The organism is Umezawaea tangerina (assembly GCF_003002815.1).
GTDB classification, from domain to species: Bacteria; Actinomycetota; Actinomycetes; order Mycobacteriales; family Pseudonocardiaceae; genus Umezawaea; species Umezawaea tangerina.
This window is the reverse complement of record NZ_PVTF01000009.1, coordinates 390,884-415,319: the sequence shown is the minus strand read 5'-3', so window position 1 is coordinate 415,319 and position 24,436 is coordinate 390,884. Positions and strand designations below refer to the sequence as shown.

The 24,436-nt window shown below is 72.4% G+C and carries 20 protein-coding genes; 13 read left to right on the top strand and 7 right to left on the bottom strand.

Features of this window, described 5'->3' with window-relative positions:
• Window positions 1-25: 25 nt before the first annotated feature.
• Together CLV43_RS30020 and CLV43_RS30015 are read right to left on the bottom strand one after the other, a co-directional pair.
• Window positions 26-661 carry a response regulator gene (locus tag CLV43_RS30020; protein ID WP_106191199.1) on the bottom strand — a complete coding sequence of 212 codons (636 nt, stop codon included), beginning with the start codon at window positions 659-661 and terminating at the stop codon, window positions 26-28.
• On the bottom strand, window positions 658-1,770 hold the full coding sequence (locus CLV43_RS30015; protein ID WP_245887087.1) for a sensor histidine kinase: 1,113 nt from the start codon (window positions 1,768-1,770) through the stop codon (window positions 658-660). Before CLV43_RS30015 ends, CLV43_RS30020 begins: the two co-directional genes overlap by 4 nt.
• Window positions 1,771-1,879: 109 nt before the next feature.
• On the opposite strand from CLV43_RS30015, the gene CLV43_RS30010 reads away from it, so the two are divergent.
• The 3 genes from CLV43_RS30010 (at window position 1,880) to CLV43_RS47990 (ending at window position 4,302) form a co-directional block, all read left to right on the top strand.
• Complete coding sequence (locus CLV43_RS30010; protein ID WP_106191434.1) at window positions 1,880-2,788, top strand: ATP-binding cassette domain-containing protein; 909 nt, start codon at window positions 1,880-1,882, stop codon at window positions 2,786-2,788.
• The gene (locus tag CLV43_RS30005; protein ID WP_106191195.1) at window positions 2,785-3,546 is read left to right on the top strand and encodes an ABC transporter permease; all 762 of its coding nucleotides are present in this window, start codon (window positions 2,785-2,787) and stop codon (window positions 3,544-3,546) included. The genes CLV43_RS30010 and CLV43_RS30005 overlap by 4 nt, the downstream gene beginning before the upstream one ends.
• 72 nt (window positions 3,547-3,618) lie before the next feature.
• On the top strand, window positions 3,619-4,302 hold the full coding sequence (locus CLV43_RS47990) for a hypothetical protein (protein ID WP_106191193.1): 684 nt from the start codon (window positions 3,619-3,621) through the stop codon (window positions 4,300-4,302).
• 4 nt (window positions 4,303-4,306) lie between these two features.
• Here the strand turns inward: CLV43_RS47990 and CLV43_RS29995 are convergent, their stop codons facing one another.
• Window positions 4,307-4,822 carry an NUDIX hydrolase gene (locus tag CLV43_RS29995; RefSeq protein ID WP_245887086.1) on the bottom strand — a complete coding sequence of 172 codons (516 nt, stop codon included), beginning with the start codon at window positions 4,820-4,822 and terminating at the stop codon, window positions 4,307-4,309.
• Between the two features lie 104 nt (window positions 4,823-4,926).
• Between CLV43_RS29995 and CLV43_RS29990 the strand changes: the two genes are divergently transcribed.
• Window positions 4,927-7,428, top strand: a complete 2,502-nt coding sequence (locus CLV43_RS29990; protein WP_106191190.1) for an FtsX-like permease family protein — start codon at window positions 4,927-4,929, stop codon at window positions 7,426-7,428.
• Between the two features lie 54 nt (window positions 7,429-7,482).
• Window positions 7,483-10,602, top strand: a complete 3,120-nt coding sequence (locus tag CLV43_RS29985; RefSeq protein WP_146174960.1) for a S8 family serine peptidase — start codon at window positions 7,483-7,485, stop codon at window positions 10,600-10,602.
• A gap of 4 nt (window positions 10,603-10,606) precedes the next feature.
• Here the strand turns inward: CLV43_RS29985 and CLV43_RS29980 are convergent, their stop codons facing one another.
• Window positions 10,607-11,770, bottom strand: a complete 1,164-nt coding sequence (locus CLV43_RS29980) for an FAD-dependent monooxygenase (protein ID WP_245887085.1) — start codon at window positions 11,768-11,770, stop codon at window positions 10,607-10,609.
• Window positions 11,771-11,855: 85 nt separating this feature from the next.
• Between CLV43_RS29980 and dop the strand changes: the two genes are divergently transcribed.
• From dop to CLV43_RS29945, 7 genes are all read left to right on the top strand, one after another.
• Window positions 11,856-13,361 carry a depupylase/deamidase Dop gene (gene dop / locus CLV43_RS29975; protein ID WP_106191187.1) on the top strand — a complete coding sequence of 502 codons (1,506 nt, stop codon included), beginning with the start codon at window positions 11,856-11,858 and terminating at the stop codon, window positions 13,359-13,361.
• A 91-nt stretch (window positions 13,362-13,452) separates the two neighbouring features.
• Window positions 13,453-13,647, top strand: a complete 195-nt coding sequence (locus tag CLV43_RS29970; protein WP_106191430.1) for a ubiquitin-like protein Pup — start codon at window positions 13,453-13,455, stop codon at window positions 13,645-13,647.
• A 51-nt stretch (window positions 13,648-13,698) separates the two neighbouring features.
• Window positions 13,699-14,538 carry a proteasome subunit beta gene (gene prcB / locus CLV43_RS29965; protein WP_106191185.1) on the top strand — a complete coding sequence of 280 codons (840 nt, stop codon included), beginning with the start codon at window positions 13,699-13,701 and terminating at the stop codon, window positions 14,536-14,538.
• Between the two features lie 40 nt (window positions 14,539-14,578).
• Window positions 14,579-15,394, top strand: a complete 816-nt coding sequence (gene prcA / locus CLV43_RS29960; RefSeq protein WP_106191183.1) for a proteasome subunit alpha — start codon at window positions 14,579-14,581, stop codon at window positions 15,392-15,394.
• A 668-nt stretch (window positions 15,395-16,062) separates the two neighbouring features.
• On the top strand, window positions 16,063-18,759 hold the full coding sequence (locus tag CLV43_RS29955; protein ID WP_106191181.1) for a lectin: 2,697 nt from the start codon (window positions 16,063-16,065) through the stop codon (window positions 18,757-18,759).
• 137 nt (window positions 18,760-18,896) lie between these two features.
• Window positions 18,897-19,574: an NAD(P)-dependent oxidoreductase gene (locus tag CLV43_RS29950; RefSeq protein WP_106191180.1), complete on the top strand. Its 678-nt coding sequence runs from the start codon at window positions 18,897-18,899 to the stop codon at window positions 19,572-19,574.
• A complete protein-coding gene (locus CLV43_RS29945; RefSeq protein WP_106191178.1) occupies window positions 19,571-20,410 on the top strand; it encodes an SDR family NAD(P)-dependent oxidoreductase in 840 nt (279 codons plus the stop codon). The genes CLV43_RS29950 and CLV43_RS29945 overlap by 4 nt, the downstream gene beginning before the upstream one ends.
• A 9-nt stretch (window positions 20,411-20,419) precedes the next feature.
• On the opposite strand, the gene CLV43_RS29940 is transcribed toward CLV43_RS29945, so the two are convergent.
• Together CLV43_RS29940 and CLV43_RS29935 are read right to left on the bottom strand one after the other, a co-directional pair.
• Entirely contained in the window at window positions 20,420-21,007 is a 588-nt protein-coding gene (locus CLV43_RS29940; protein ID WP_106191177.1) for a hypothetical protein, read from the bottom strand.
• 160 nt (window positions 21,008-21,167) lie between these two features.
• Window positions 21,168-22,580: an FAD-dependent monooxygenase gene (locus CLV43_RS29935; RefSeq protein WP_106191175.1), complete on the bottom strand. Its 1,413-nt coding sequence runs from the start codon at window positions 22,578-22,580 to the stop codon at window positions 21,168-21,170.
• Between the two features lie 74 nt (window positions 22,581-22,654).
• Here CLV43_RS29935 and CLV43_RS29930 point away from each other — a divergent pair, with 74 nt between their 5' ends.
• Complete coding sequence (locus CLV43_RS29930; RefSeq protein WP_106191174.1) at window positions 22,655-23,308, top strand: TetR/AcrR family transcriptional regulator; 654 nt, start codon at window positions 22,655-22,657, stop codon at window positions 23,306-23,308.
• Between the two features lie 389 nt (window positions 23,309-23,697).
• Here the strand turns inward: CLV43_RS29930 and CLV43_RS29925 are convergent, their stop codons facing one another.
• On the bottom strand, window positions 23,698-24,435 hold the full coding sequence (locus CLV43_RS29925; protein ID WP_106191172.1) for an ABC transporter permease: 738 nt from the start codon (window positions 24,433-24,435) through the stop codon (window positions 23,698-23,700).
• Window position 24,436 lies beyond the last annotated feature (1 nt).

Here is a 24,436-nt window from a genome sequence, read left to right as displayed (position 1 = left end):
CCCCGCCCGCCCCACCCCCGCAGACCTACACATCCACCACCCCCGCCTCATAAGCCGCAATCACCAACTGCGCCCGATCCCGCGCCTGCAACTTCCCCAACAACCTCCCCACATGCGTCTTCACCGTCCCCGCACTCACATGCAACGCCCCCATGATCTCCGCGTTCGACAACCCCTTCGCGATCAGCACCAGCACCTCCCTCTCCCTCTCCGTAACCCCTTCCAGCCCCCGACTGACCCGCCTCTCCGGCCTCCTCCCGAACTCCTCGATCAACCGCCGCGTCACCGTCGGCGCCAGCAGCCCCTCCCCGGCGGCGATCGTCCGAACCCCCGCCAGCAGTTCCACCGGTGGCGTGTCCTTGAGCAGGAACCCGCTCGCCCCGGCCCGCAGCGCCGCGTACACGTACGCGTCCAGGTCGAACGTCGTCAGGATCAGCACTTTCGACTCGGCGGCGATCCGCCTGGTCGCCTCGATCCCGTCCATCTCCGGCATCCGGATGTCCATCAGCACGACGTCCGGCCCCGTGGTCCGCACGAGCTCGACCGCTTCACGACCGTTGCCCGCCTCGCCGACCACCTGGAGGTCCGGCGCGGAGTCCACCAGCAGCCGGAAGCTGCCCCGGAGCAGGGCCTGGTCGTCCACCACCAAGACGCTGATCATCCGAACGGCACCTCGGCGACCACCCGGAACCCGCCGTCGCGTCCCGGTCCGGCCCGGAACTCGCCCCCGTACATCGCCACCCGCTCCCTCATCCCCGCCAACCCGTGCCCGCCGCCACCGGCGAGCACCCGTTCACCGGCGCCGTCGTCCGACACCTCGACCACGACCCGCGCGTCCGAGACGGCTATCGAGACCGAGCACCGCGCGGGTGCGGCGTGCTTCACCACGTTCGTCACCGACTCCTGCACGATCCGGTACACCGTCAGCCCCACCCCGTCCGGCAGTCCCGGCGCACCCGTAATGGTCAGCGACACCGGCACTCCGGCCATCCCCGCCCGCTCCACCAGCGCCGGCAGGTCTCCCAGACCCGGCACGGGCGAGAGCTCCGGCCCCTCCGACGACCTCAGCACCCCCAGCAGGTGCCGCATCTCCACCAAGGTGGCCCGGCTCGTGGTCTCGATGACCCGGAGGGCGTCCCTGGCCTCGGCGGGCTGCTCCTCGGCCACGTGGTTGGCGATCCCGGCCTTCACCGCGATCATCGTCAGGCTGTGGGCGACGATGTCGTGCAGCTCCCGCGCGATCCGCAGCCGCTCCTCGGTCAGCGCGTGCTCGGCCTCCTCGGCCGCGGCCTTCGCCGCGTACTCCCGTCGGACCCGCGTGGTCCACCCCAACGTCCAGGTCGCGCCCATCAGGAACCACACCGTCAGGGTGATGCCGAAGTCGTCCGGCCACGGTTCGGAGATGGCGACGGCGACCGCCGTCAGCACCGCGCCGCACGCCAGCGCCGGCGTTGACCGGCGGCGGGGCAGGGCGACCGCGACCAGGTACAGGGCGAACAGCGTCGGCGTGTACACCTCCAGCGTGATGTGCAGCAGGGTCGCGGTGTTCTGGGCGAGCACCACGACCGCGTAGACGGCCAGCGGCCACTTGCGCCGCACCGCCAGGGGAACGCCGATCAGGAAGGCCAGCACGTAGCCGAACGGCACCGGACCGTGGGTGATCTCGACGAAGGTGAGGTAGAGGAGCGTCGCGGCGACGGCGGCGGCCACGTCCACGGCGACCGAGTAGGCGACCGGCAGCCACTTGACCAGGCGGGGAGGTGCAGTCACCGGTCGACCGTAGCGACGGACCGGCCGGAGGGGATCGGACCGTGGTCCGACCCCGGTCGTGGTCGCTGGGCCGATCCGCGGCGGCGCCGATCGCGCCAAGGTTCTCGGCATGATCGAAGTACGCGAGCTCACCAAGCGCTACGGCGCGGTCCGGGCGGTCGACGGACTCTCCTTCGAGGTGAAACCCGGCTACGTGGCGGGGTTCCTGGGCCCCAACGGCGCCGGGAAGTCGACGACCATGCGGGCGGTGCTGGGGCTCGACGCCCCCACGTCCGGCGAGGCGCTGGTCAACGGCAGGCGGTACGCGGGGATCAAGCGGCCGATGTTCGAGGTCGGCGCGCTGCTCGACGCCAACGCCGTGCACGGTGGCCGTTCCGCCGTGAACCACCTGCGGTGCCTGGCCCGCAGCAACGGCATCGGCCTCAAGCGGGTGGTCGAGGTGCTGGAGCAGGTCGGCCTGGCCGGTGCCGCCAAGCGGCGGGTGTCCGCGCTGTCGCTGGGCATGAAGCAGCGGCTGGGGGTCGCGGCGGCCCTGCTCGGCGATCCGGGGGTGCTGCTGTTCGACGAGCCGGTCAACGGGCTCGACCCGGAGGGCATCCGGTGGATCAGGGGCCTGATGAGGGGACTGGCCGCCGAGGGGCGGACCGTGCTGGTGTCCAGCCACCTGATGAGCGAGATGGCGCTCACCGCCGACCGGATCATCGTGGTCGGGCGCGGGCGGCTGATCCTGGAGTCGTCGATGCGCGACCTGGCCGACCGGTTCAAGCGCGACGTGCTGGTGCGCACGCCCGACGTCGCCGGGCTGCGGTCGGTGCTGGAGAACGCGGGCGCGTCGGTGTCCGTGGACGACGGCGCGCTGGTCGTGCGGTCGCTGGAGGCCGCGGACATCGCGGACCTGGCCGCCCGGCACGGCATCGCGGTGCACGAGCTGACCCCGCGCAGCGCGACCCTGGAGGACGCCTACCTGGAGCTGACCGAGGACAGCGTGGAGTTCCGCACCGCGGAGGTGGCCCGGTGATCGACGTGACGGCCTCGGAATGGCTGAAGGTCCGCACCGTGCGGTCCACCTGGTACCTGCTGCTGAGCGTCGTGGGCGTGCTCGCCCTCGGCACGCTGATCTCCTACCTGATGACCGCCGAGTGGGACCGGTCCACCCCCGACGTCCAGGCGGCCTTCGCCTCCGCCGACCCGAGCGTCGTCGTCATGCCGTTCGCGCAGTTCGCGTTCGGTGTGCTCGGGGCGCTCGTGGCCACGTCGGAGTACGGCAACGGGATGATCCGCACTGTCCTCGTCGCCGCGCCGCGGAGGCTGGTGCTGCTGGTCGCCAAGGTGGTGGTCGTCGGCGTCGGCGCGCTGGCGCTGGGCACCGCGGTGTCGTTCGCCGCCTACGCCATCGGCAAGGTGGTGACCGGTGACCGGCCCGCGCCCATCTCGGGCGACCCGTTCTCCGAGGCGCTGCCCGCGCTGTTCGCGAACGGGCTCGCCGCGCTGGTGATCGCACTGGTGGGACTGGGTTTCGGGGTGCTGCTGAGGTCGACGGCGGGTGCGCTGGTCACGTTGTGCGTGCTGATGTTCGTCGTCCCGGTGGTGGCCGTGCTGTTGCCCGCGCCCTGGAACAACCGGGTGGTCTCGGTGACGCCCCTCTACCTGGGGCCGCAGTTCTCCGGGCAGCTCACCGGCCAGCTGACCCCGGCGCAGGCGCTCGCGGTCATGATCGCCTACCTGGTCGTGGCGCTCGGGGCCGGTGCGCTGGTGCTGGTCCGCCGCGACGCCTGAGCCGACCCCGTGCGACCCGCGCGCGACGCGAGCCACTAAGTTCTGGGAGATCACCGAGCTTGGAGGACAGCCTTGCGTCGCGCGCACGTCGCGGTCGTGGTCGCGACCACCCTGATGATCACCGGCTGTTCGGTCGAGCAGCGCCCGCTGCGCCGGGGCTTCGCCCTCGACGAGACCACGGGCCCGACCACCACGAGCACGTCGGCGGGCGCGACCGCCAAGGCCGCGCCCGCGACGCCGACCAGCACCAGCCCGAGCCCGAGCTCCGGTCCGAGCGCCAAGGCCAGGCCCGCCGCCGAGCTGGCCGCCCTCGCCCTGCCGCAGCCCGCGCTGACCGAGGACGGGCTGGACGTCCGCGAGTCGGCCGCCGCCGCGCCCTCGGTCGCGGAGACGGTGTGCGGCAAGCCGCTCACCGTGCCCGGCCGGGCCCCCGACGGCTACCGGGTCTCGACCCGCAGCCAGAGCGGCGCGAGCAAGCTGGAGCAGCGGGTCACCGGCTACCCGGAGGCCGAGGTCGTCGTCGACGCCGCGCGCAAGGCGTTGACGTGCCCGGAGACCGCGCTGCAACTGTCCGGAGTGGACGACGCGGTGGCGTGGTGCGAGGCGCTGCCCGGCGGTCGCGGCGCGTGCACCACCGTGCTGGCCAAGGACGACCTGGCGATCACGTTGCGGATGGAGACCATCAGCGTCGAGCGCGCCACCGAGGTCACCACCCGGCTCGCGGCCGCGGCCGCGGGACTGCTCGCCCAGGCCTGACCGGTCAGCCCTCCCCGCGCGCGAGCCACTCCAGGAACAGGGCGCGGCCGTCCGGCACGACCGCCCACTCCGGGTCGTCCACCCGCACCCGCAGCTCGTCGAGGTCCATCCAGCCGCCGGAGGCGACCTCCTCCGGCTGGTGCACGAACGGGCCGTCGGTGCGCACCTCGTAGACGTGCGCGAAGTAGCGGATCGGCGGGTCGACGAACCGGGTGCTGAACGACCGGGTCAACGGCACCCCGCGGACTCCCAGCTCCTCGGCCAGCTCCCGTTCCGCGCAGGCGTCCGGGTCCTCGCCGTCGGCCAGCACCCCGCCCGCCCAGCAGTCGTGGAGGCCGGGGTAGACGTCCTTGGTGTCGGTGCGCCGGTGGACGTACACGCGCCGCCCGTCCGGCGACCGCACCAGGATCGACGCGCAGGCGTGCCACAGCCCTTCGGCCCGCACGTCGCCCCTCGGCCTGCCCGGCAACGGGGTGCCGTCCTCGGCGAAGACGGCGACCAGCTCCAACGACGATGTCACCGGTTGTCCTCCTGTGGTCGTACCGCCCATTGCTACCACGGACCGACGCACGGCGACGCCGGTGGTTCCTACGGTCGGAACGCACACCGTCACGAGGAGGAGCCTTGCCCACAACGATCGGACTCGCGCTAGCGGAGTTCCGCCACCGACCCGGCCGCGCGCTGCTGCCGGGTGTCGCCCTGATCGTCGGTGTCGCGTGCCTGATCGCCTCGCTCGTGCTGAGCGACGCGCTGGTCAAGGCGGCCGACGAGGGCATGCCGGTCGTGCCGTCGGCGGTGACCCTCCAGGTCGGCCTCGACCAGGACCCGATGCTCGACCTCCCCGTCCGACCCGTGCTCGACCAGGCCGCCGCGGACCGGATCGCGGCCGTGCCCGGCGTGGAACGGGTCGTGCCGGTCCGCCGGATCGGCGTGGACCTGTTGCTGGACAACGGTCGCGCGGGCACCAGGCGCGGGGTCGGCGACGTCGAGGTGGACCGGGAGGGACTGCGCCGCGTCCCGATCGGCGAGGGTCGGTCGCCCGCGAGCGACGGGGAGATCGCGGTCGACCGGGTCACCGCGGACCAGTACCACCTCGCGCCGGGTGCGACGGTGAAGGTCGCCGACGCGCAGGGCAAGCCGCTCGACGTGGTGGTCCGGGGGATCACCAAGCGCGGCTCCACGGGCGACCAGCCGGCCGTCGTGGTGGGCGAGGCGCTGGCGGCCAAGCTCGACCCGAAGCCGGAGGTGTCCGAGCTGCACGTCGTCGGCGGTGAGCAGGCGGCCGTCGCCGCGGCGGCCGGGCCGGGGCTGCTGGTGAGCGGGGTGAGCGAGAGCGCGCGCAGCGGACTCGGCGGCAGCAACGGGGAGGCGCTGTCCACGGTGCTCATCATGTTCGCGATCCTCGCGCTGGCCACCGCGTCCTTCGTCGCGGCCGCCACGTTCCGCGCGGTGTACCTCCAGCGCCAGCGCCAGACCGCGCTGCTGCGCTGCCTCGGCGCCACCCGCAAACCGCTGGTGCTGGCCAACCTCCTGGAGGCGTTGCTCACCGGCGCGGTGGCGGGCGCGCTCGGCGCGCTGGTCGGCGGACCCGTCGCGCTCGGGCTGTCGCGGATCTTCGACGTGACCGGGGTGTCCGCGATGTTCGGCACGTCCTCGCTCACCCCGGAGCTGCTGCCCTCGACCGGGTACGCGGTCGTCGGTGCGGTCGTCGCCGCGCTCCTCAGCGCGTTCGCCGCCGTCCGGCCGTCGCTGGCCGCCACGCGGGTCTCGCCGCTGGCCGCGCTGCGCACGTCCGAGGGTGCGACGCCGAGCAGTTCGGTGGCCCGCTGGCGGATGGTGTTCGGGCTGTTCCTGGTGGTCGTCGCGGGCGGGCTGGTCATGGCGGCGCTGGCCGCCAAGGGCACGACCGGCGCGATGTTCGCGGTGCTGTTCTCGGCGATCATCGCGGTCGCCGCGCTGTTCGGGGTGCTGGGCCCGGTGGTGGTGCCCGCGATCAGCATGCTGTTCGGCTCGGTCGCCGCGAAGGTCGGCGGCGCGAACTGGAAGCTGGCCGCGGCCGAGGTGCGCCGGGTACCCCACCGCTCGGCGTCGGTCGCCATGCCGCTCGTGCTCGCCGCCGCGATGGTCACCTTCTTCGCCGTCACCGTCGGCACCGTCCGGAACCTGGAAAGCGAGCTGTCCCAGGGCTCCCGGCCCGACGTGCAGATCTCCGACGTCGGCGAACGCCCGTTGACCGACGAGGTCGACCGCGTCGCGAACCGCCCCGAGGTCGCGGGCAGCGCCGTGCTGCACCGCGCCGAGGGCAAGCGCGCCGACGGCGACACCTACGTCGCGCTGGGCGCGGACCCCCAGCGGCTCGCGACGTGGCTCAACGCCGAGAACGAGGGCGCGACCGGGCTGGCCGACCTCCGCGAGGGCACCGCGCTGATGTCCGAGGGGGCCATGTGGTCGTGGGGGACCTCGGTGGGGCAGGCCGTCACGCTGGACGGCCTTCCCGGTGGGGCGCGCACGGTGAAGGTCGTGGGCACGGTCCCGAGCGGCCTCCTGTCCTACGAGGGCGTCGTGGTCGCCGATCCCTCGATCGGGCCGGCGAGCAGCGTCGTCGTGGCGCTCAAGCCGGGCGCGGACGTCGGCGCCTACCGCGCCGCCGTGCTGGCCGGGCTGGCCGCCGAACCGACGGTGGCGGTGTCCACCAGCGCGAGCGACTCGGCCGAGAACCAGCACTACCTCGACCTCGCGATCGTGATGCTGATGGTCCTGCTCGGCCTGTCCGTCGCGGTCGCGGTGACCGGGATCGGCACCACGCTCACGATCTCGGTGCAGGAACGCCGCAAGGAGCTGGCGCTGCGCCGTGCGCTCGGCGTTACCAAGGGCGGCCTGCAGCACGGGGTCGTGGCCGAGGCGGTGCTGCTCGCGCTGGTCGGCGTGCTCGGCGGTGGTCTGCTCGGCCTCGGGTACGCCCAGCTGACGATCGCCGCGGTCGGGGTGTCCACGTTCCCCAGCGCCGACTGGCTCTCGCTGGGGCTCGGCGGGCTCGCCGTCGTCGTGCTGGCGGTGCTGTCGGCGTTCGGCCCGGCCCGCGGCGCCTCGCGGATCCGCCCGGCGGCGGGGCTCGCCTCGGGGTGACGTTCACCCGAACGACCCTTCCCACGCCCACTTGTCCAGACCACTCTGGATCAAGTGAACCCAGTGGGGAAGGTTGGCGCCCTCGCGGTCGCCGCACTGGTCGCGCTCGCCACGGCGCAGGTAGCCGTGGCGGGCGCGACCCCGTTGTCCGACCAGGAGATCACGCTCATCACCGGCGACCGGGTGGTCGACGGCGGCGGGGTCGAGCCCGCACCGGGACGCGAGGCGCTCGTGTTCTCGGTGTACGAGCGGAAGGGGCACCGGTACGTGGTGCCGGAGGACGCGCTCGGGCCGATCCGCGACGGCGGGCTGGACGAGCGGCTCTTCGACGTCACCGCGCTGGCCGAGGCCGGGTACGGCGTGCGGGGGCGGCCGGTCCCGGTGATCGTCGGCCACCGGCCCGGCGCGGTCCGGACCGCGATGGCGGGCACGACCGCGGAGCTGCCGGTCATCGACGCCAGCGCGGTGGCCGCCGCGACGGACGGCTCGGCGTGGCGGGCGATCCTCGACGGCGGCGCGCGGAAGGTGTGGCTGGACGGGCGGGTCAAGGCCTCGCTCGACCGCAGCGTGCGGCAGATCGGCGCCCCGGCGGCGTGGGAGGCGGGTCTCACCGGCGCGGGCGTGAAGGTCGCGGTGCTGGACACCGGTGTCGACGAGACGCACCCGGACCTGGTGGGGCAGGAGATCGCCGAGCGCAACTTCAGCCCGGCCGCCGACAACGTCGACCGCTACGGCCACGGCACCCACGTCGCGTCCACCATCGCGAGCAACGGGACGAGGTACCGGGGCGTGGCGCCCGGCGCGCGGCTGCTCGACGCGAAAGTGCTCGGCGACAACGGCGGCGGCACGGAGTCCGGTGTGCTGCAAGGCATGCAGTGGGCCGCCGAGCAGGGCGCGCGGGTGGTCAACATGAGCCTGGGCGCGGTCGACTCCGACACCGAGGACCCGGTCGAGGAAGCCGTGAACGCGCTGTCCGCGCGCTACGGCACGCTGTTCGTGGTGGCCGCGGGCAACGAGGGGCCGCGGGTGACCACGATCGGCTCGCCCGGCAGCGCGGACGCGGCCCTCACCGTCGGGGCCGTCGACCGGGACGACTCGCTGGCGCCCTTCTCCAGCCGCGGTCCGCGGGTCGGCGACGGCGTGATCAAGCCGGACCTCACCGCGCCGGGCGTCGGGATCGTCGCCGCGAAGGCCGCCAACGGCCGGATCGGCACACCCGTCGAGCCCGGCTACGTGTCGGCGTCCGGCACCTCGATGGCCACCCCGCACGTCGCCGGTGCCGCCGCGATCCTGGCGGGCGAGCACCCGGACTGGACCGGTGGTCAACTGAAGTCGGCGCTCACCGCGTCCGCGAAGCCCACCGCGGGCCTGACCCCGTTCGAGCAGGGCTCCGGCCGGGTCGACGTGGCCCGCGCGATCACCCAGACCGTCGGCACGGTCCCGTCGTCGGTCTCCCTCGGCACGCACGTCTACCCGCACGACGACGACCAGCCTGTGACGAGGTCCTTGTCCTACCGCAACTCCGGCCCGACCGACGTCGTGCTGGACCTCGCCGTGGACGCCGCCGCGCCCACCGGGATGTTCACCCTCGCGCCCGCGCGGCTGACCGTGCCCGCGGGCGGCGAGGCGACCGCGTCCGTCACCGGGTTCACCGGCCTGGACACCGCCGACGGCACCTACCACGGCGCGGTGGTCGCGACCGGCGCCGGCACGAGCGTGCGCACGCCGCTGGCGATCGTCCGGGAGGCGGAGAGCTACGACCTGACGCTCCACCACGTGCAGCGGCCCGGCGCGCCGTCGGGCAACTACAGCACCACGGTCATCAGCTACGCGACCGGCGACGCGATCCAGCCCTACGAGCCGGACGGCAGCGTGACCGTCCGGCTGCCCAAGGGGCGCTACCTGGTCGACAGCACCGCGGGTGGGCCGACGTTCGACTGGCTCGTCCGGCCGTCGCTGGTGCTGGACCGCGACACCACCCTCGACCTCGACTTCGGCACCGCCCAGCCGATCCGGATCACCGCGCCCGACCCGACCGCGTTCGTGCGCGGCGCGGCCGTCCACTACGACCACCGGCTCGGCACGGGTGCCGTGGTGGGCAAGGGGTCCATGTCCGGTGGCGACGCCAGCCTGAACCGGATGCGGGTGGCGAACGTCGGCCCGCCCGCCCCGGCCGACGAGGAGTTCCGGTCGCTGGTCAGCACCCAGTGGGCCGCCGACAACGGCGACTTCTACGGGCTGGCCTGGCACCAGGACGGCGCGTGGCCGACCGGGTTCACCCGCGCGCCCGCGAAGGCCGACCTGGCGCACGTGCGGGCGGAGGTCGGGCCGGGCAGGCGGTTGGTGAAGCCGTTCCCCACGACCGGGGCCGCGGTCGCCGACCACGGGCTGCCGCTGCCGGTGACCGGTCCGCGCGACGAGTACCTCAGCACCGAGGGCACGTCGTGGCGGACCGACACCCGCGAGATCGCCGCGGACGGCTCCACGACGACGTTCGAGCAGCGCGGTCCGGTGAAGCGGTACCGGGCCGGGCGGACCTATGCCGAGCACGTCGGCCGGGGCGTGCTCGGCCCGGCGTTCCCGCCGACCCGCGACGCGGGGCAGTGGGTCACCCGGACCGGTGACGCGCTGCACGTGGACGTGCCGTTGTTCGGCGACCGGGATGGCAACGCGGGCTTCTCCACCGTGGACCCGCGGTCCACGACGGTCGTCCGCGACGGGGTGCCGGTCGGCGAGGCGTCGGGCACCGGTGCGGCCGACTTCGCGCTGCCCGCAGAGCCGGGGGAGTACCGGCTGACCACCTCGGCCCGCCGGGCGGGGGCGACCACCAGCACGGCGGTGTCGGCGACGTGGACGTTCCGGTCGGGTCGCACCGACCGGACGACCGCCCTGCCGCTCATGGCCGTCCGGTTCGACCCGGACACCACCGCGGCCCGCGCGGGCCGGGCGTTCGCGATCCCGGTCGCCGTGCAGGGGCCCGCGCCCCGGTCCTTGACCGCGGAGGTGTCCTACGACGGCGGCCGGACCTGGCGGCGGGCGCCGGTGCTCGGCCGGTCGCTGGTCGTCGTGCACCACCCCCGCGACGCCGTGTCGGTGTCGCTGCGGGCCACCGCGGCCGATCGCGGGGGCGACACCGTCGAGCAGACGATCCTCGACGCCTACCGGCTGGTCTGACGGCCTACGCGGGGTCTCCGGGCCCCGCGTAGAGCCAGTCCAGCTCGGTGTAGTCGTCGTCGGCGCGCAGCGCGAACATCCGGTCGCGCACGCCGATCAGCAGCGGGTCCGCCGTGTGCCACAGGTCGCCCCACGGCCGTGCGGACGTCTGGCAGCGCACGGCCTTGGGCCGCCGGGCACGCTGGAACGCCTCCAGTGCGGTGCCCGAGTCCTCGTGCAGCCGCGCGCCCAGTTCCACCGCGTCCTCCAGCGCCTGGCAGGCGCCCTGGCCGAGGTACTGGAGCATCGGGTGCGCGGCGTCGCCGACCAGGACGAGCCTGCCGGTGACCCACGAGTCCAGCGGCTCCCGGTCGTGCATCGCCCAGTGCCGGTCGCGGCCCACCCGCGCCACGGCGTCGCGGACCGGCTCGCAGGTGCCCGCGAAGGCGGCCTCCAGCTCGTCCACGCCGCCCCACTCGGCCTCACCGGCGTGGAACCGGGGACTGCGGAACACCGCGACCTGGTTGACCAGCGCGCCCGCCCGGACCGGGTAGCGCACCAGGTGCAGGCCGGGCCCGATCCAGAGCACGACCTCGTCCGGCCCGTCGCCCTCGCGCGGCGCGGTGCCCCGGTAGGCGGCGTACCCGCTGCACACCGGCTCGTCGTCGCTCAGGTGCCCGCGCAGCCCGGACCCCAGCCCGTCGGCGGCCACCAGCGTGCGCGCCCGGTAGGTCGACCCGTCCGCGCAGCGCACCTCGGCGCCGTCGGCCCGCACCTCGGAGGAGACGACCTCCCGGCCCGCCTCCAGGGTGACCAGGTCGTGCGCGCGGCAGTGGTCGAGCAGCACGTCGAGGAGGTCGCCGCGGTGCATCACGAGGTAGGGGTGGCCGTACCGGTCGCGGAAGGCCCCGCCCAGGTCGAGCCTGGTCAGCACGCGCCCGCTCACCGCGTCCCTGAGCACGCCCGCCGCGGGCCGCACGGCCAGCGGCAGGACGTCGTCCAGCACGCCCAGCGCGTCGAGCGCGCGGCTCGCGTTCGGGCCCATCTGGAGGCCCGCGCCGATCTCGCCGAACGCCGCCGACCGCTCCAGCACGCGCACCGGCAGCCCCCGCCGGGCCGCGGCCAGGGCGGTGGCGAGCCCGCCGATCCCGCCTCCGACGACGAGCAGGGGCACCTCGACAGTGCTCAACGGGGGTCCTTTCGTCCGTGGCGAACGCAGAGTATTGGCAACGCCATATAGCCCCGAGCAGGGGCGGACGCCGTAGGCTGCCCCCATGAGGCGGATCATGGGAACCGAAGTCGAGTACGGCATCTCGGTGCCGGGGGATGCGACGGCGAACCCGGTGCTGACCTCGACACAAGTGGTGCTGGCCTACGCGGCGGCCGCCGACATCCCGCGCGCCCGCAGGGCCCGGTGGGACTACGAGGTGGAGTCGCCCCTGCGCGACGCGCGCGGGTTCGACCTCGGCGTGCCGGGCAACCACCCGATCGACACCGACGTCGAGGACCTCGGCGCGGCCAACGTCATCCTCACCAACGGCGCCCGGCTCTACGTCGACCACGCCCACCCGGAGTACTCCGCGCCCGAGGTCACCAACGCGCGCGACGCGGTGATCTGGGACAAGGCGGGCGAGCGGATCATGGAGCAGGCGGCCATCAAGGCGGCCAGCGTGCCCGGCCAGCCCCGGCTGCAGCTGTACAAGAACAACGTGGACGGCAAGGGCGCCAGCTACGGCACCCACGAGAACTACCTGATGGCCCGCAGCACCCCGTTCACCGCGGTGATCGCGGGCCTCACCCCGTTCTTCGCGTCGCGCCAGGTCGTCACCGGCTCCGGCCGGGTCGGCATCGGTCCGACCGGCGACGAGGAGGGCTTCCAGCTCTCCCAGCGCTCGGACTACATCGAGGTCGAGGTCGGCCTGGAGACCACGCTCAAGCGCGGCATCATCAACACCCGCGACGAGCCCCACGCCGACGCGGACAAGTACCGCAGGCTGCACTGCATCATCGGCGACGCGAACCTCGCCGAGTACTCCACCTACCTCAAGGTCGGCACCGCCTCGATCGTGCTGGACATGATCGAGGCCGGCAGGCGCTTCGACGACCTGCGGCTGCTCGACCCGGTCCGCGCCGTGCACCAGATCAGCCACGACCCGACGCTGAAGGTGCAGGTGGAGCTGTCCGGCGGCCGGAAGATGACCGGCCTGGACATCCAGTCCGCCTACCACGAGCGGGCCGTGCGGTTCCTCGAGGAGGACACCTCCGGCGACCACGCCGCCGACCGCGACGTCGTGCGGATCTGGGGCGAGGTGCTCGACGCGCTGCGCCGCGACCCGCAGGAGTGCGCGGACCGCCTCGACTGGGTGGCCAAGCTGCGGCTGCTGGAGGGCTACCGCTCCCGCGACGGCCTGGCCTGGGGCGCGCCCCGGCTCAAGCTCGTCGACCTGCAGTACTCCGACGTCCGGCTGGACAAGGGCCTCTACAACCGGCTGGTCGCGCGCGGCTCGATGAAGCGCCTGGTCAGCGAGGAGGAGGTCCTCGCGGCCATCAAGTCGCCGCCCGAGGACACCCGCGCGTACTTCCGCGGCCGGTGCCTGGAGCGCTACCCGCAGTCCGTGGCGGCCGCCTCGTGGGACTCCGTGATCTTCGACCTCGGTCGGGAGTCGCTCGTCCGGATCCCCACCCTCGAACCCCTCCGGGGGACGAAAGCCCACGTGGGAGCGCTCCTGGAGGCCGCCGAGACGGCCGAACAACTGGTGGACGCCCTGACGAGGGGCTGATCATCGAACCCGTGTGGCAGGCACTAATTGTCGGTCCTGCTGGGTAATGTTGTGGGAGACCCCTTCACTCGGGTCGACGCGGGAGGCTGAGATGGCACAGGAACAGGTTCAGCGGCAAGGCGGCGGTGACGGCGACGGCGATGGCGGCGACGCCGCGGCGGCCGGTCAGGAACGACGCGAGAAGCTCGGCGAGGACGTCGACGCGATCCTGGACGAGATCGACGACGTTCTCGAGGAGAACGCCGAGGACTTCGTGCGGGCATACGTGCAAAAGGGCGGCGAGTAGGCGGTACGCACCGCCCACCAGCCGACTCGGGGACAGGAGACGAAGCCACACATGGAAAACAGCTCGTCCGGGCGGTACCCGTCCGCGTCGTTGCCCCCGGCGTACTTGACGCCGGGGTCATCGTCGTTCACCGACTTCCTCCGCGCCCAGGCGCCCGAGCTGCTCCCGTCGGGGCGCAAGCTGCCCGAGGGCAGCCACGTCCAGGCCCCGCACGGGACCACGATCGTGGCCGTCACCTTCAAGGGCGGCGTCCTGATCGCGGGCGACCGGCGGGCGACCATGGGCAACGTGATCGCCCAGCGGGACATGAAGAAGGTGTTCGTCACCGACGACTACTCCGCGGTCGGCATCGCGGGCACCGCGGGCATCGCGATCGAGATCGTGCGCCTCTTCGCGGTCGAGCTCCGGCACTACGAGAAGATCGAGGGCGTCTCGCTCTCGATCGACGGCAAGGCCAACCGCCTGGCCGCGATGATCAGGGGCAACCTGGACGCGGCCATGGCGGGCCTCGCGGTGGTGCCGCTGTTCGCGGGCTTCGACACCGAGGCCCCGGACCCCGATCGCGCGGGCCGGATCGTGTCCTACGACGTCACCGGCGGCCGCTACGAGGAGAACCAGGGCTACCAGGCCGTGGGCTCGGGCTCGCTGTTCGCCAAGTCCGCGCTGAAGAAGCTCTACGACCCGGACGCCGACGCCGACGGCGCCGCCCGTGCCGCCGTCGAGGCGCTCTACGACGCGGCGGACGACGACACCGCCACCGGCGGCCCCGACACCGTCCGGCGCATCTACCCGGTGATCGTCACGATCACCGCGGCCGAGGGCGCCGTCCCGCTGTCCGAGGAGCGCACGGCCGCGGTCGCCGAGGCCGTCGTCGAAGGCCGCAGGGTCTAGCCGTGTTCACCCCCATTCGCCGAGGTCAGGAGCCGCGCCAGTGACGATGCCGTTGTACGCCTCACCCGAGCAGATCCTGCGCGACCGCTCGGAGTACGCCAGGAAGGGTATTGCCAGGGGCCGCAGCGTCGTCGTGCTCAGGTACGCCGACGGGATCCTGTTCGTGGCCGAGAACCCGTCGAGCACGCTGCACAAGGTCTCGGAGATCTACGACCGCATCGGCTTCGCGGCCGTCGGCCGGTACAGCGAGTTCGAGAACCTGCGCCAGGCCGGGATCCGGTTCGCCGACATCCGCGGGTACCAGAACGACCCGCGCGACGTCACCGGCCGCTCCCTGGCCAACGTGTACGCGCAGACGCTGGGGTCGATCTTCACCGAGCAGATCAAGCCCCTTGAGGTGGAGATCTGCGTCGCGGAGGTCGGCAGCCTGCCCGAGCAGGACACCATGTACCGGCTCACCTACGACGGCTCCATCGTCGACGAGCCCCAGTACGTGGTCATGGGCGGCCAGGCCGAGGCCACCACGACCGCGCTCAAGGACCTGTTCGCCGACGGGCTGGCGCTGGCCGACGCCGTGAGCGTGGCGGTCCGCGGGCTGAGCGCGGGGTCGACGAGCACCGGCAACGGTAAACCGGACCTGCTGGACCGGGGCAAGCTGGAAGTGGCGGTCCTCGAACGCGACCGACCGCGTCGGGCTTTCCGGCGGATCGTGGGGGCGGCTCTGGACGCGATGCTGCCGTCCGGGGAGGAGCCGGGGGCGGAGGATCCGAAGTCGGAGGCGCCTACGTCCACCAAGGGTGGGCCGGCCAAGCCGACGAAGGATGTGAACCTGCCGCCGAACGACGACAAGGCTTAGGGTTTGAGGCATTGCGGGGCATCTCCGGGTGGGGGTGTCCCGCTTTGTTGTGTGTGGGGTGGTTGATGCTGTCGTGGGGTAGGACGGGGTGTTGTCGCGGGGTGTCGAAGCGCGGGGTGTCGTCGCGGAGGGGGCAGAGCGGGGTGTCGTCGCGGAGGATCTAAGCGGGGTATCGCCGCAGAGGGGTAGGGCGGGGTATCGCGCAGAGGATCTAAGCGGGGTGTCGCTACAGCTGTCTCCGGGTGCGGCCGACTTGACTTGGGGCCCCTTTTTTGGGCTTCGTCGGGCGAAAAAGGGCAGGTGGTAGAGCCTGCCCGCCGCCGCAAGTTTAAGCCCAAAAACCCCAAGTCAAGTCGGCCGCACGGGCGGACGGGTGGGCTCGCTGGCGTCGTGGGTGGGCGTGCTCCTCGGGTTCTGTCGTGGGTGGGCGTGCTCGGTGTCGTTGTGGGTGGGCGTGGTCCTCGGGTCTGTTGTGGTTGTGGGTGCTCCTTGGGTTTTGTTGGGTCGGGCTGCTCGGCTCTGGCTTGTGGTCGTGTCCCTTGTTCTGTCCGCTGGACAACGGTGGGTGTACGAAGGTTGCGCCGCGTAGCGGGTTCCTGACCAGGGAAGTCGGTGGGAGAATCCACGCTGACAACGTTGTCATCTTCCTCGTCCCTGCAGGAGGAACCATGCGTCTTCGTTCCGTGGTCCTGGCGGCCGTGACCTTCGCGGCCGTCGCGGTCCCGATATCGGCCGGTACGGCTCAGGCGGTGACTGATCCGGCTCAGTACGTCAACGCGTTCGTCGGTACGAAGCCCGGTGGGCCGGACTTCGGGCATGGTGGTGGGGCGGGCAACACGTTCCCCGGTGCTGTGTCGCCGTTCGGCATGTTGCAGTGGAGTCCGGACACCGTCACGCACCAGCACGGTGGTTACCACTACGACGACAACCGCATCCGCGGCTTCAGCCTGACGCACCTGTCGGGGCCGGGGTGCAGTGACTTCGGGAACATCCCGTTCATGCCGACGCTGGGTACGAGCCCGGTGAGCTACTACACGTTCAACCACGCCAACGAGATCGCGCAGCCGGGCTACTACTCGGTGGCGTTCGACAACGGGCTGCGGACGGAGCTGACGGCGAACCAGCGGTCGGGGGTCGCGCGGTTCACCTACCCGGCGGGGCAGCGGGCGTCGTTGTCGGTGGACGCCGCGAAGGCGTTCAACGCGGCGAGCGGGTCGATCACGATCGGGACGAACAGCCTGTCCGGGTACACCGACAGCGGTGGGTTCTGCGGGGCGGGCAACCGGTACCGGTTGCACTTCACGGTGACGTTCGACCAGAACTTCAGCACCGCGGGCGTGGTGGACGAGCAGGGCAAGGTCGACGAGTCGCGGCGGACGGTCGAGGGCAAGAGCGGGCAGCAGCTGCCGCCCGAGCCGAAGACCGCCGAGACGCAGAACCTGCCCGCGTCGCCCGGCGTGACGCAGCAGGACGTGCAGCCGTTCGCGGCGGCGGCGTTCGTCTCCTTCAACACCAGCACGGTGACGGCCCGCATCGGCATCTCGTTCGTCGACCTCGACGGCGCGAAGGCCAACCTGGCGAGCGAGACCGGCACGAAGTCGTTCGACGAGGTGAAGGCCCAGTCGCGGGCGGCGTGGAACGGCTGGCTGGGGCGGATCGACGTCACCGGCGGCACGACGACGCAGCTGCGCACGCTGTACACGTCGCTCTACCACTCCCTGTTGCACCCCAACGTGTACAGCGACGTCAACGGCCGGTACACCGGGTTCGACAACCAGGTGCACACCACGTCGACCGTGCAGTACGCGAACTACTCCGGCTGGGACGTCTACCGCTCCCAGATAGCGCTCATCTCCCTGCTGGCGCCCAAGGAAGCCTCCGACATCGCGCAGTCGGCCGTGAACCAGGCGGCGCAGGGCGGCTACTTCGACCGCTGGACCGTCGCCAACGGCGGCACGGGGGTCATGAACGGCGACCCGATGGCGATCATCGTCTCCACGGTGCACGCGTTCGGCGGCACGTCGTTCGACACCGCGCAGGCCCTGCAGCGCATCGTCGCGGGCGTCAACGACGTCCGGCAGCGGCCGGGCTGGTTGCAGTACAACACCTACGGCTACGTCCCGACGGGCCTGCCGGACGTCTGGGGTTCCGCCTCGACGACGCTGGAGTACACCAGCGCCGACTTCGCCATCAGCCAGCTCGCGTCGCGACTGGGCGACACGGCCACGGCGGAGAACTTCCTGCGGCGCGCGCAGAACTGGCGCAACATCTTCGAGTCCGGGCAGAAGTACCTCAAGCCGCGCAACACCGACCTGAGCTGGCCCGCGTTCGACCCCATCCAGGAGAACGAGTACGTCGAGGGCAACGCCGCCCAGTACACGTGGCTCGTGCCCTACAACCACCGCGGCCTGTTCGACGCGATGGGCGGCAACGCGACCGTGGTCTCGCGGCTGGACACGTTCTTCACCGAGCTCAACGCGGGCCCCAAGAAGCCCTACGCCTACCTGGGCAACGAGCCGACGCTGAACACCCCGTGGGCCTACGCCTACGCGGGCGCCCCGGCGAAGACGCAGGACGTGGTGCGCCGCGCCCTGACGTCGATCTTCACGCCGGTCCCGGAAGGCCTGGTGGGCAACGACGACCTCGGTGAGATGTCGTCGTGGGCGGTGTGGGCCGCGCTCGGCATGTACCCGGAGGCGCCGGGCCGCGCCGACCTGGTGCTCGCGAGCCCGCAGTTCCCGCAGACCACGATCACCCGCGGCAACGGCAAGACCATCACGATCACCGCGGCGGGCGCGTCCGACTCGGCGAAGTACGTGCAGTCGTTGCGCGTCAACGGAACCGCGTCGACCAAGCCGTGGCTGCCGTCGACGTTCGTCGCCAACGGCGGCACGCTCGACTACGCGCTGGGCACGTCGGCGTCCTCGTGGGGCACGGCCGCGGCCGACGCCCCGCCGTCGTTCGACGTCGGCCCGACGCCCGCGCGCACCGGTGCCGTCAGCGGTCTGGCGTCCAAGTGCGCGGACGCCGACCCGGCCGTCACGGGCAACGGCGCGCCCGTGCGCCTGTGGGACTGCAACACCTCCGCCGCCCAGCAGTGGACCCTGGCGTCGGACGGCACGGTCCGCGCCGCGGGCCGGTGCATGGACGTGAGCAGCAGCAGCCGGTCGAACGGTGCCAAGATCCAGCTCTGGGACTGCAACGGCACCGGCGCCCAGCAGTGGTGGCCGAAGGCGAACGGGTCGCTGGTCAACCCGCCGTCCGGTCGCTGCCTGGACGTCCCGAACAGCAACTCGGCCAACGGGACGCAACTGCAGATCTACGACTGCAACTCCAGCACTGCCCAGCAGTGGAGGGTTCCGTAGCAGCGTCGTCCCGGCCGCGCACCACCGCGCGGCCGGGACGTCCGCCACTGTGAGACGACTTGACTCATAGATCGCCGGGTGGCAGGCTCCCCCTGTGAGACGCGGTGTCTCACAGAGCCCACGGACGGGGAGTCGGCATGACGCGCGGGAGCGGATCGGACGGCCTGCGCCGGATCCTGGTGCTGGGCGCGACCGGGGCGACCGGCCGGGAGGTGGTGGACCAGGCGCTCGCGGCGGGCCACCACGTCACCGCGTTCGTCCGACGGCCGGTCCTGCCCGCGCACCCGATGCTGGACACGGTCGTCGGCGACCCGGTCGACGACGTGGCGGCGCTCGCCGTGGCGGCCAAGGGGCAGGACGCGGTCATCTCGGCGCTGGGCAACACCCTCGCGCTGCGGGACGGGCGCCACCCGAAGATCCTCGCCCGCGCGGCCCGCACGCTCGTCGGCGCCGCGGCGGACGCCGGGGTGGCGCGCGCGGTCGTGATGCTCAGCTACGGCAGCGCGGCGACCGCGCCCCTCGCGCCACCGCTCATCAGGCTGCTCGGCAAGACGGTGCTGCGCAAGGACTTCGACGACCTCGCCCGAGCCGTGCGGGTCCTGGAGTCGTCCACACTGGACTGGACGGTGTGCCACTTCGGTGCCCTTGTCGACGGTCCGCGCACGGGGCTGGCCACCGCCTCCGCCGCGCTCACCCGTCCCGCCGCCTACCGGATCCGCCGGGCCGACCTCGCGGAGGTCCTGCTGCGCGTCGCGCTCACCGACGCCCACCCGAAGCGGTCCGTCGTGGTCAGCGGACCGGCGGCGCGGTCGTGAGCCGCGACCTCGCCGGGCGCACGGTGGTGGTGACCGGCGCGAGCTCCGGCACCGGTGCCGAGGCCGCCCGCCTCTTCGCCGCCCGCGGTGCCGAGGTGGTCGTGCTCGGGCGTTCCCCGCGGCGGACGCGGGCCGTCGCCGAGGAGGTCGGGGGAACCGCGCACCTCGCCGACTTCGCCGTGCTGGCCGACGTGCGCCGCGTCGCGGAGGAGCTGCGCGAGGCCCATCCCGTCGTCCACGTCCTGGCCGACAACGCGGGCGGCGCGTTCCCGTCGACCGAGCCGACCGCGGACGGCCACGAGCCCAACTACCAGGTCAACGCGCTCGCGCCGATGCTGCTGGTCGCACTGCTCACGCCCGCCCTGCGCGCCGGGCGTGGACGGGTCGTGTCCACGTCGTCGAGGTCCCACAAGGGCGCGACGCTGGAGGCGGGCAACGTCGGCGAGCAGCTCGACAACCCGCTCGGGCTCGGTCCGCACCAGCGCTACGCGCGCGCCAAGCTCGCCGCGCTGCTGCTGCACCGCGCCTACGCCTCCCGCCATCCCGACGTGCCGGTCGCCGACTTCCACCCCGGCATCGTGGCCTCCGACTTCGGTCGCTACCTCGGCGCGGTCGGGGCGGTCGCGAAGGTGCTCGGCAGGCCGTTCCTGGCCTCACCGCGCACCGCCGCCCACCGGCTGGTCCACCTCGCCACCACCGCGGACCCCGTGGCGGGCCGCTACTTCGCGCACACCACTCCCGCGGCACCCAACGCGCTCGTCCTCGACGCCGACCTGGCCGAAGCCGTGTGGTCCGACGCGGACGCCCGGCTGGACCGGGCCCTGGAGCGGGCCTGACCGGTCGCGTCAGGAGACCGCGGCGAGCACCTTGTCGAACTTCTCGGTCATCGCGGCGGCGGTGTCGGTGGTGGCGTTGACGAAGTAGACGTCGACCGTGCGGCCACCCTTTCCGAGGTCGCCCTCGATGGTGTTGGCGCCGCGGGTGCACGTCTTGCCGTCGGCGACGGCGGACTCGCCGAGCGTGCCGCCGTTGTCGGTGCAGTCGCTCTCGAAGTGGGTGCGGGCCGCGGCGGCGTTGGCGCCGGTGATGGTGTCGACGCGGAGCACGAGCGGGTCGCCCGCGTCCTGCGGGGTGCTGGGGGAGATGAAGACGCAGACGAGGGCCTTCACGCCCGGCTGGGTCTCCAGTTCGTGGTCCTGGCGGGTGTCGCCGAGCTCGAAGCTGAGCCCGGTGGCGCTCGACAGGTCGGCCGCGCTGAGCGGACAGCCCGTGCCGGGCGTGCCCTCGGCCGCGGCGGACGTGGCGGCCGGTGCCTTGGTGCCCGCCGCGCCCGTGGGGGTGCCGGACGTGTCCGACGGGCCGCACGCGGTGGCGGCCATGGCGAGGGCGGCGGTGCTGACCAGCAGGGCCGCGATGCGTCTCTTGGGTCTCATGTCCGTAGTGGACGAAGACGTGGGGTGACCGGATCCGTCCGTGATGAGATCGTGTCGAACGGACGTCCGGTCGCGACCGGCGCCGCGGTGGCGTCCTGACGCCACCGCGACCGCCGACAACATCCGGGGGCCTCGCGACGGGCGCGCCGGGGCCCTCGGCTCAGGCCGCGCGGCCGAACGTTGTCGTGAGCGCGTCGGCCAACGACCCCTCGCCGGACCAGCACACCGTGGTGTCCGGTCGGAGCAGCAGCGGGCCGAGGTCGTCGGCGGACTTCACCCGCACCACGTCCACGCGGTCCGCCCAGCCTTCGGGCACGTCGAGCGAGCCGGTCGGGTCCAGCAGCAGCCCGCGACCGGTGCGCAGCAGCTCGGCGAGCCGGACGGGACCGTCCTCGGTGACCAGGTCGTGGTCGGGCACCCGTCCCTCGGCGTCCAGGCCCGACATCATCCCGGCCAGGTGGTGGTTGGCGTCGGGCAGCCGGATGAGGTCGGTGAAGATCTCGCGCAACGCCACCAGGTCCTCGTCCGGCTTGGGGGTGGCCAGCAGCCGCTGGGCCGAGGTGTGGTGCAGCACGCGCGCGGCCTTCGGGTGGCGTTCGACCTGGTAGGTGTCGAGCAGCCCCTCCGGCGCCCACCCGGCGGTCGTCGCCGCGAGCTTCCAGCCCAGGTTGACCGCGTCCTGCACCCCGAGGTTCAGCCCCTGCCCGCCCCACGGCGGGTGGATGTGCGCCGAGTCGCCCGCGAACAGCACCCGCCCGTGCCGGTAGTGCTCCAGCTGCCGGGTCGCGTCGCTGAACCACGACGAGTTCAGCACCTCGCCGAGCACCGTGCCCTCGCCGTAGACCGCGGTCAACGCGCGCTGCACGCCTTCCGGCGTCGCCTTCGCCTCCTCCTCGGTGCTCGTGGCGCCGTAGGTGAACCGGTACTCGTCCCCGCCGACCGGCACCAGCATCCCGAAGTACCCGTTGTCGTGCCGGGTCATCGTGCTCAGGTGGCCCGCCGTGGTCGGCACCAGCTCGGACACGGCGGTCAGCCGCACGTCGGTCAGCACCGCCCGGTAGGTGCCGGGCCTGCCGGGGAACGGCAGCTCCAGCAGCTTCCGCACAGCGCTGTGCGCCCCGTCGCAGGCCACCGCGTACGCCGCCCGCAGCTCCACCCCACCCGCCGTCACGGTCACTCCGTCGTCGTCCTGCTCCACCGCCGTCACCGCGTGGTCCCGCATGATCGCGACCCCGCGCGCCACGGCCGCCTCGGCCAGCACGTCCTCGATCGCCCACTGCGGGACGGCGATCGGGTACGGGTGCCGGGTCTGCCAGCCCTCGCAGTCCAACGACACCGGCAGCCCCGCGAAGTGCCCACCCGCGTTCGTCCGCTCCAGCGCCCGCTCCTGGATCGCCTCCAGCAGCCCCCGTGCGTCCAGCAGCTCCGACGTGCGCGGCTGGATCGCCCCTCCCTTCACCTGCCGCACCCGCTCGGCCAACCGCTCCACCACCACGACCTCGGCCCCACCCAACGCCAACTCGTGCGCCAACACCAGCCCCGTCGGCCCCGCCCCGATCACGACGACGTCCATAACTCCCTCTCAGTGCATAAGTAGACTGAGTGCAAGTTATACCCCAGTGCAGACAGGCCGGCTAGTCTGGTGCGGTGAGCGAGCAGACCGGTTTGCGCGAGCGGAAGAAGCTGCGGACCTACCAGGCCATCTCCGACACGGCCTTGGCCTTGTTCGCCGAACACGGCTACGACCAGGTGTCCATCACCCAGGTCGCCGAGGCCGCCGAGGTCTCCCGCCGCACCCTCTTCAGCTACTTCCCCACGAAGGAAGACCTGGTCATCAGCCGCATGGCCGACCACGAAACCGAGGCAGGCCGCGTAGTCCGCAACCGCCCACCCGACCAACCCCCACTGGCCGCCCTGCGCACCCACTACCTCGACGGCCTGTCCCGCCGCGACCCCATCACCGGCCTCACCGACCTCGAACCGGCCCTGGTCCTCTACCGCGTGATCCTGGGAACCCCGTCCCTGGTCGCAGGCATGTTCAAATTCAAGGTCAACGGCGAAGAAGCCCTAGCCGCCGCCCTCCACGAAACCGCCGCCCTCCCCACCCTCACCGCCAAACTCGCCGCCACCCAAATCATGGCCGTCATGTGGATGCTCTCCCTCGACAACCGCGAACGCGTAGTAGCCGGCACCTGCTCCGACGACCTCTACCCTCACGCAGTAGCAGCCGCCGAACAGGGCTTCACCCAACTAGCCAACGGCCTAGGCACACTACTAACCGCAACAACAACAACAACCTGACACCACACAGCGCCACCTCACGCCCGGCGCGGACCGCCCACCGCCCGCCCAATCGACGCGATGCGAAGCGAGTCCGCCACCCCTCCTCGTTGGGCGCAGCCCGCCAGCGCGCATCCGGCGCGGAGCGCCTGGGGCCTCGTCGGCGCCAGCCGATGCCCTGTCCGCCGCGAAGCGCGGATGCCTCGTCCGACGGCGAAGCCGAGGATGTTTGGTCAGGCGCAGCCTGATGCTGGCGAAGCCAGACTTCCCCTCTGCCCCCGATCCACAGCGCCCTCCTGCCCGATCTTCGTTGTCAAGATGGCTTTATCGTCTTGACAACGAAGATCGGGCATTGAGACAATCGCGCGCCGGGGGCTGGGCTTCCCCAGAGCCGACGAACAACCAACCCCCTACGCGTTATCCCTCCGAAAAACCCAAACCCCCCACCCCAAAGCCACCCCCACCATCCCCAAAGCCACCCCCACCCCCAAAACCACCACCCCATTCACATACCTCCCCAGGAACACCTCCCGAACCGCGTCCACCACATACCTCAACGGCGTCAACCTCGACACCACGTCCAACCACCTAGGCCCCAACGACATCGGCAACAACACCCCCGACAGCAACAACAACGGCACGGTCACCGTGTTCAACAACGGCGCCAACGACTCCTCGCTCTTCGTCGCCATCCCCACCGCGTACGACAGCGCCGCCAAGCCGGCACTCAGCAGGGCCACCAGCACCAGTCCGATCAGCACCCCGACCACCGGCGCCCTCAGCCCGAACCCGACCGCCACCACCACGAGCACGACGCTCTGCCCCACCAGCAGCACCACGTCCCGCAGCACCCGTCCCAGCAGCAGCGCCACCCGGCTGACCGGTGTCACCCGCATCCGCTCGATGACCCCCGACCGCACGTCCGCGATCACCGAGAACCCCACGAACGCCGCCCCGAACAGGGTCAGCTGCACCAGCAGTCCCGGTATGTAGACCTGCCAGGAGTCGGCTCCCAGGTTCAGCCCGGCCAGCAGCGGCCCGAAGAACACCAGGTACACCACCGGTTGCACCAGGCCGACCACCATCCACAGAGGACTGCGCAGGGACAGCGCCAGCTGCCTGCGGAAGATGAGCGCGGTGTCCCGCATC

Excerpts from the sequence above, each read along its gene's own strand:
- CLV43_RS30020 (WP_106191199.1), bottom strand. The coding sequence starts at position 661 with ATGATCAGCGTCTTGGTGGTGGACGACCAGGCCCTGCTCCGGGGCAGC.
- CLV43_RS30010 (WP_106191434.1), top strand. The coding sequence starts at position 1,880 with ATGATCGAAGTACGCGAGCTCACCAAGCGCTACGGCGCGGTCCGGGCG.
- dop (WP_106191187.1), top strand. The coding sequence starts at position 11,856 with ATGAGGCGGATCATGGGAACCGAAGTCGAGTACGGCATCTCGGTGCCG.
- CLV43_RS29970 (WP_106191430.1), top strand. The coding sequence starts at position 13,453 with ATGGCACAGGAACAGGTTCAGCGGCAAGGCGGCGGTGACGGCGACGGC.
- prcB (WP_106191185.1), top strand. The coding sequence starts at position 13,699 with ATGGAAAACAGCTCGTCCGGGCGGTACCCGTCCGCGTCGTTGCCCCCG.
- CLV43_RS29955 (WP_106191181.1), top strand. The coding sequence starts at position 16,063 with ATGCGTCTTCGTTCCGTGGTCCTGGCGGCCGTGACCTTCGCGGCCGTC.
- CLV43_RS29950 (WP_106191180.1), top strand. The coding sequence starts at position 18,897 with ATGACGCGCGGGAGCGGATCGGACGGCCTGCGCCGGATCCTGGTGCTG.
- CLV43_RS29940 (WP_106191177.1), bottom strand. The coding sequence starts at position 21,007 with ATGAGACCCAAGAGACGCATCGCGGCCCTGCTGGTCAGCACCGCCGCC.
- CLV43_RS29935 (WP_106191175.1), bottom strand. The coding sequence starts at position 22,580 with ATGGACGTCGTCGTGATCGGGGCGGGGCCGACGGGGCTGGTGTTGGCG.
- CLV43_RS29925 (WP_106191172.1), bottom strand. The coding sequence starts at position 24,435 with ATGCGGGACACCGCGCTCATCTTCCGCAGGCAGCTGGCGCTGTCCCTG.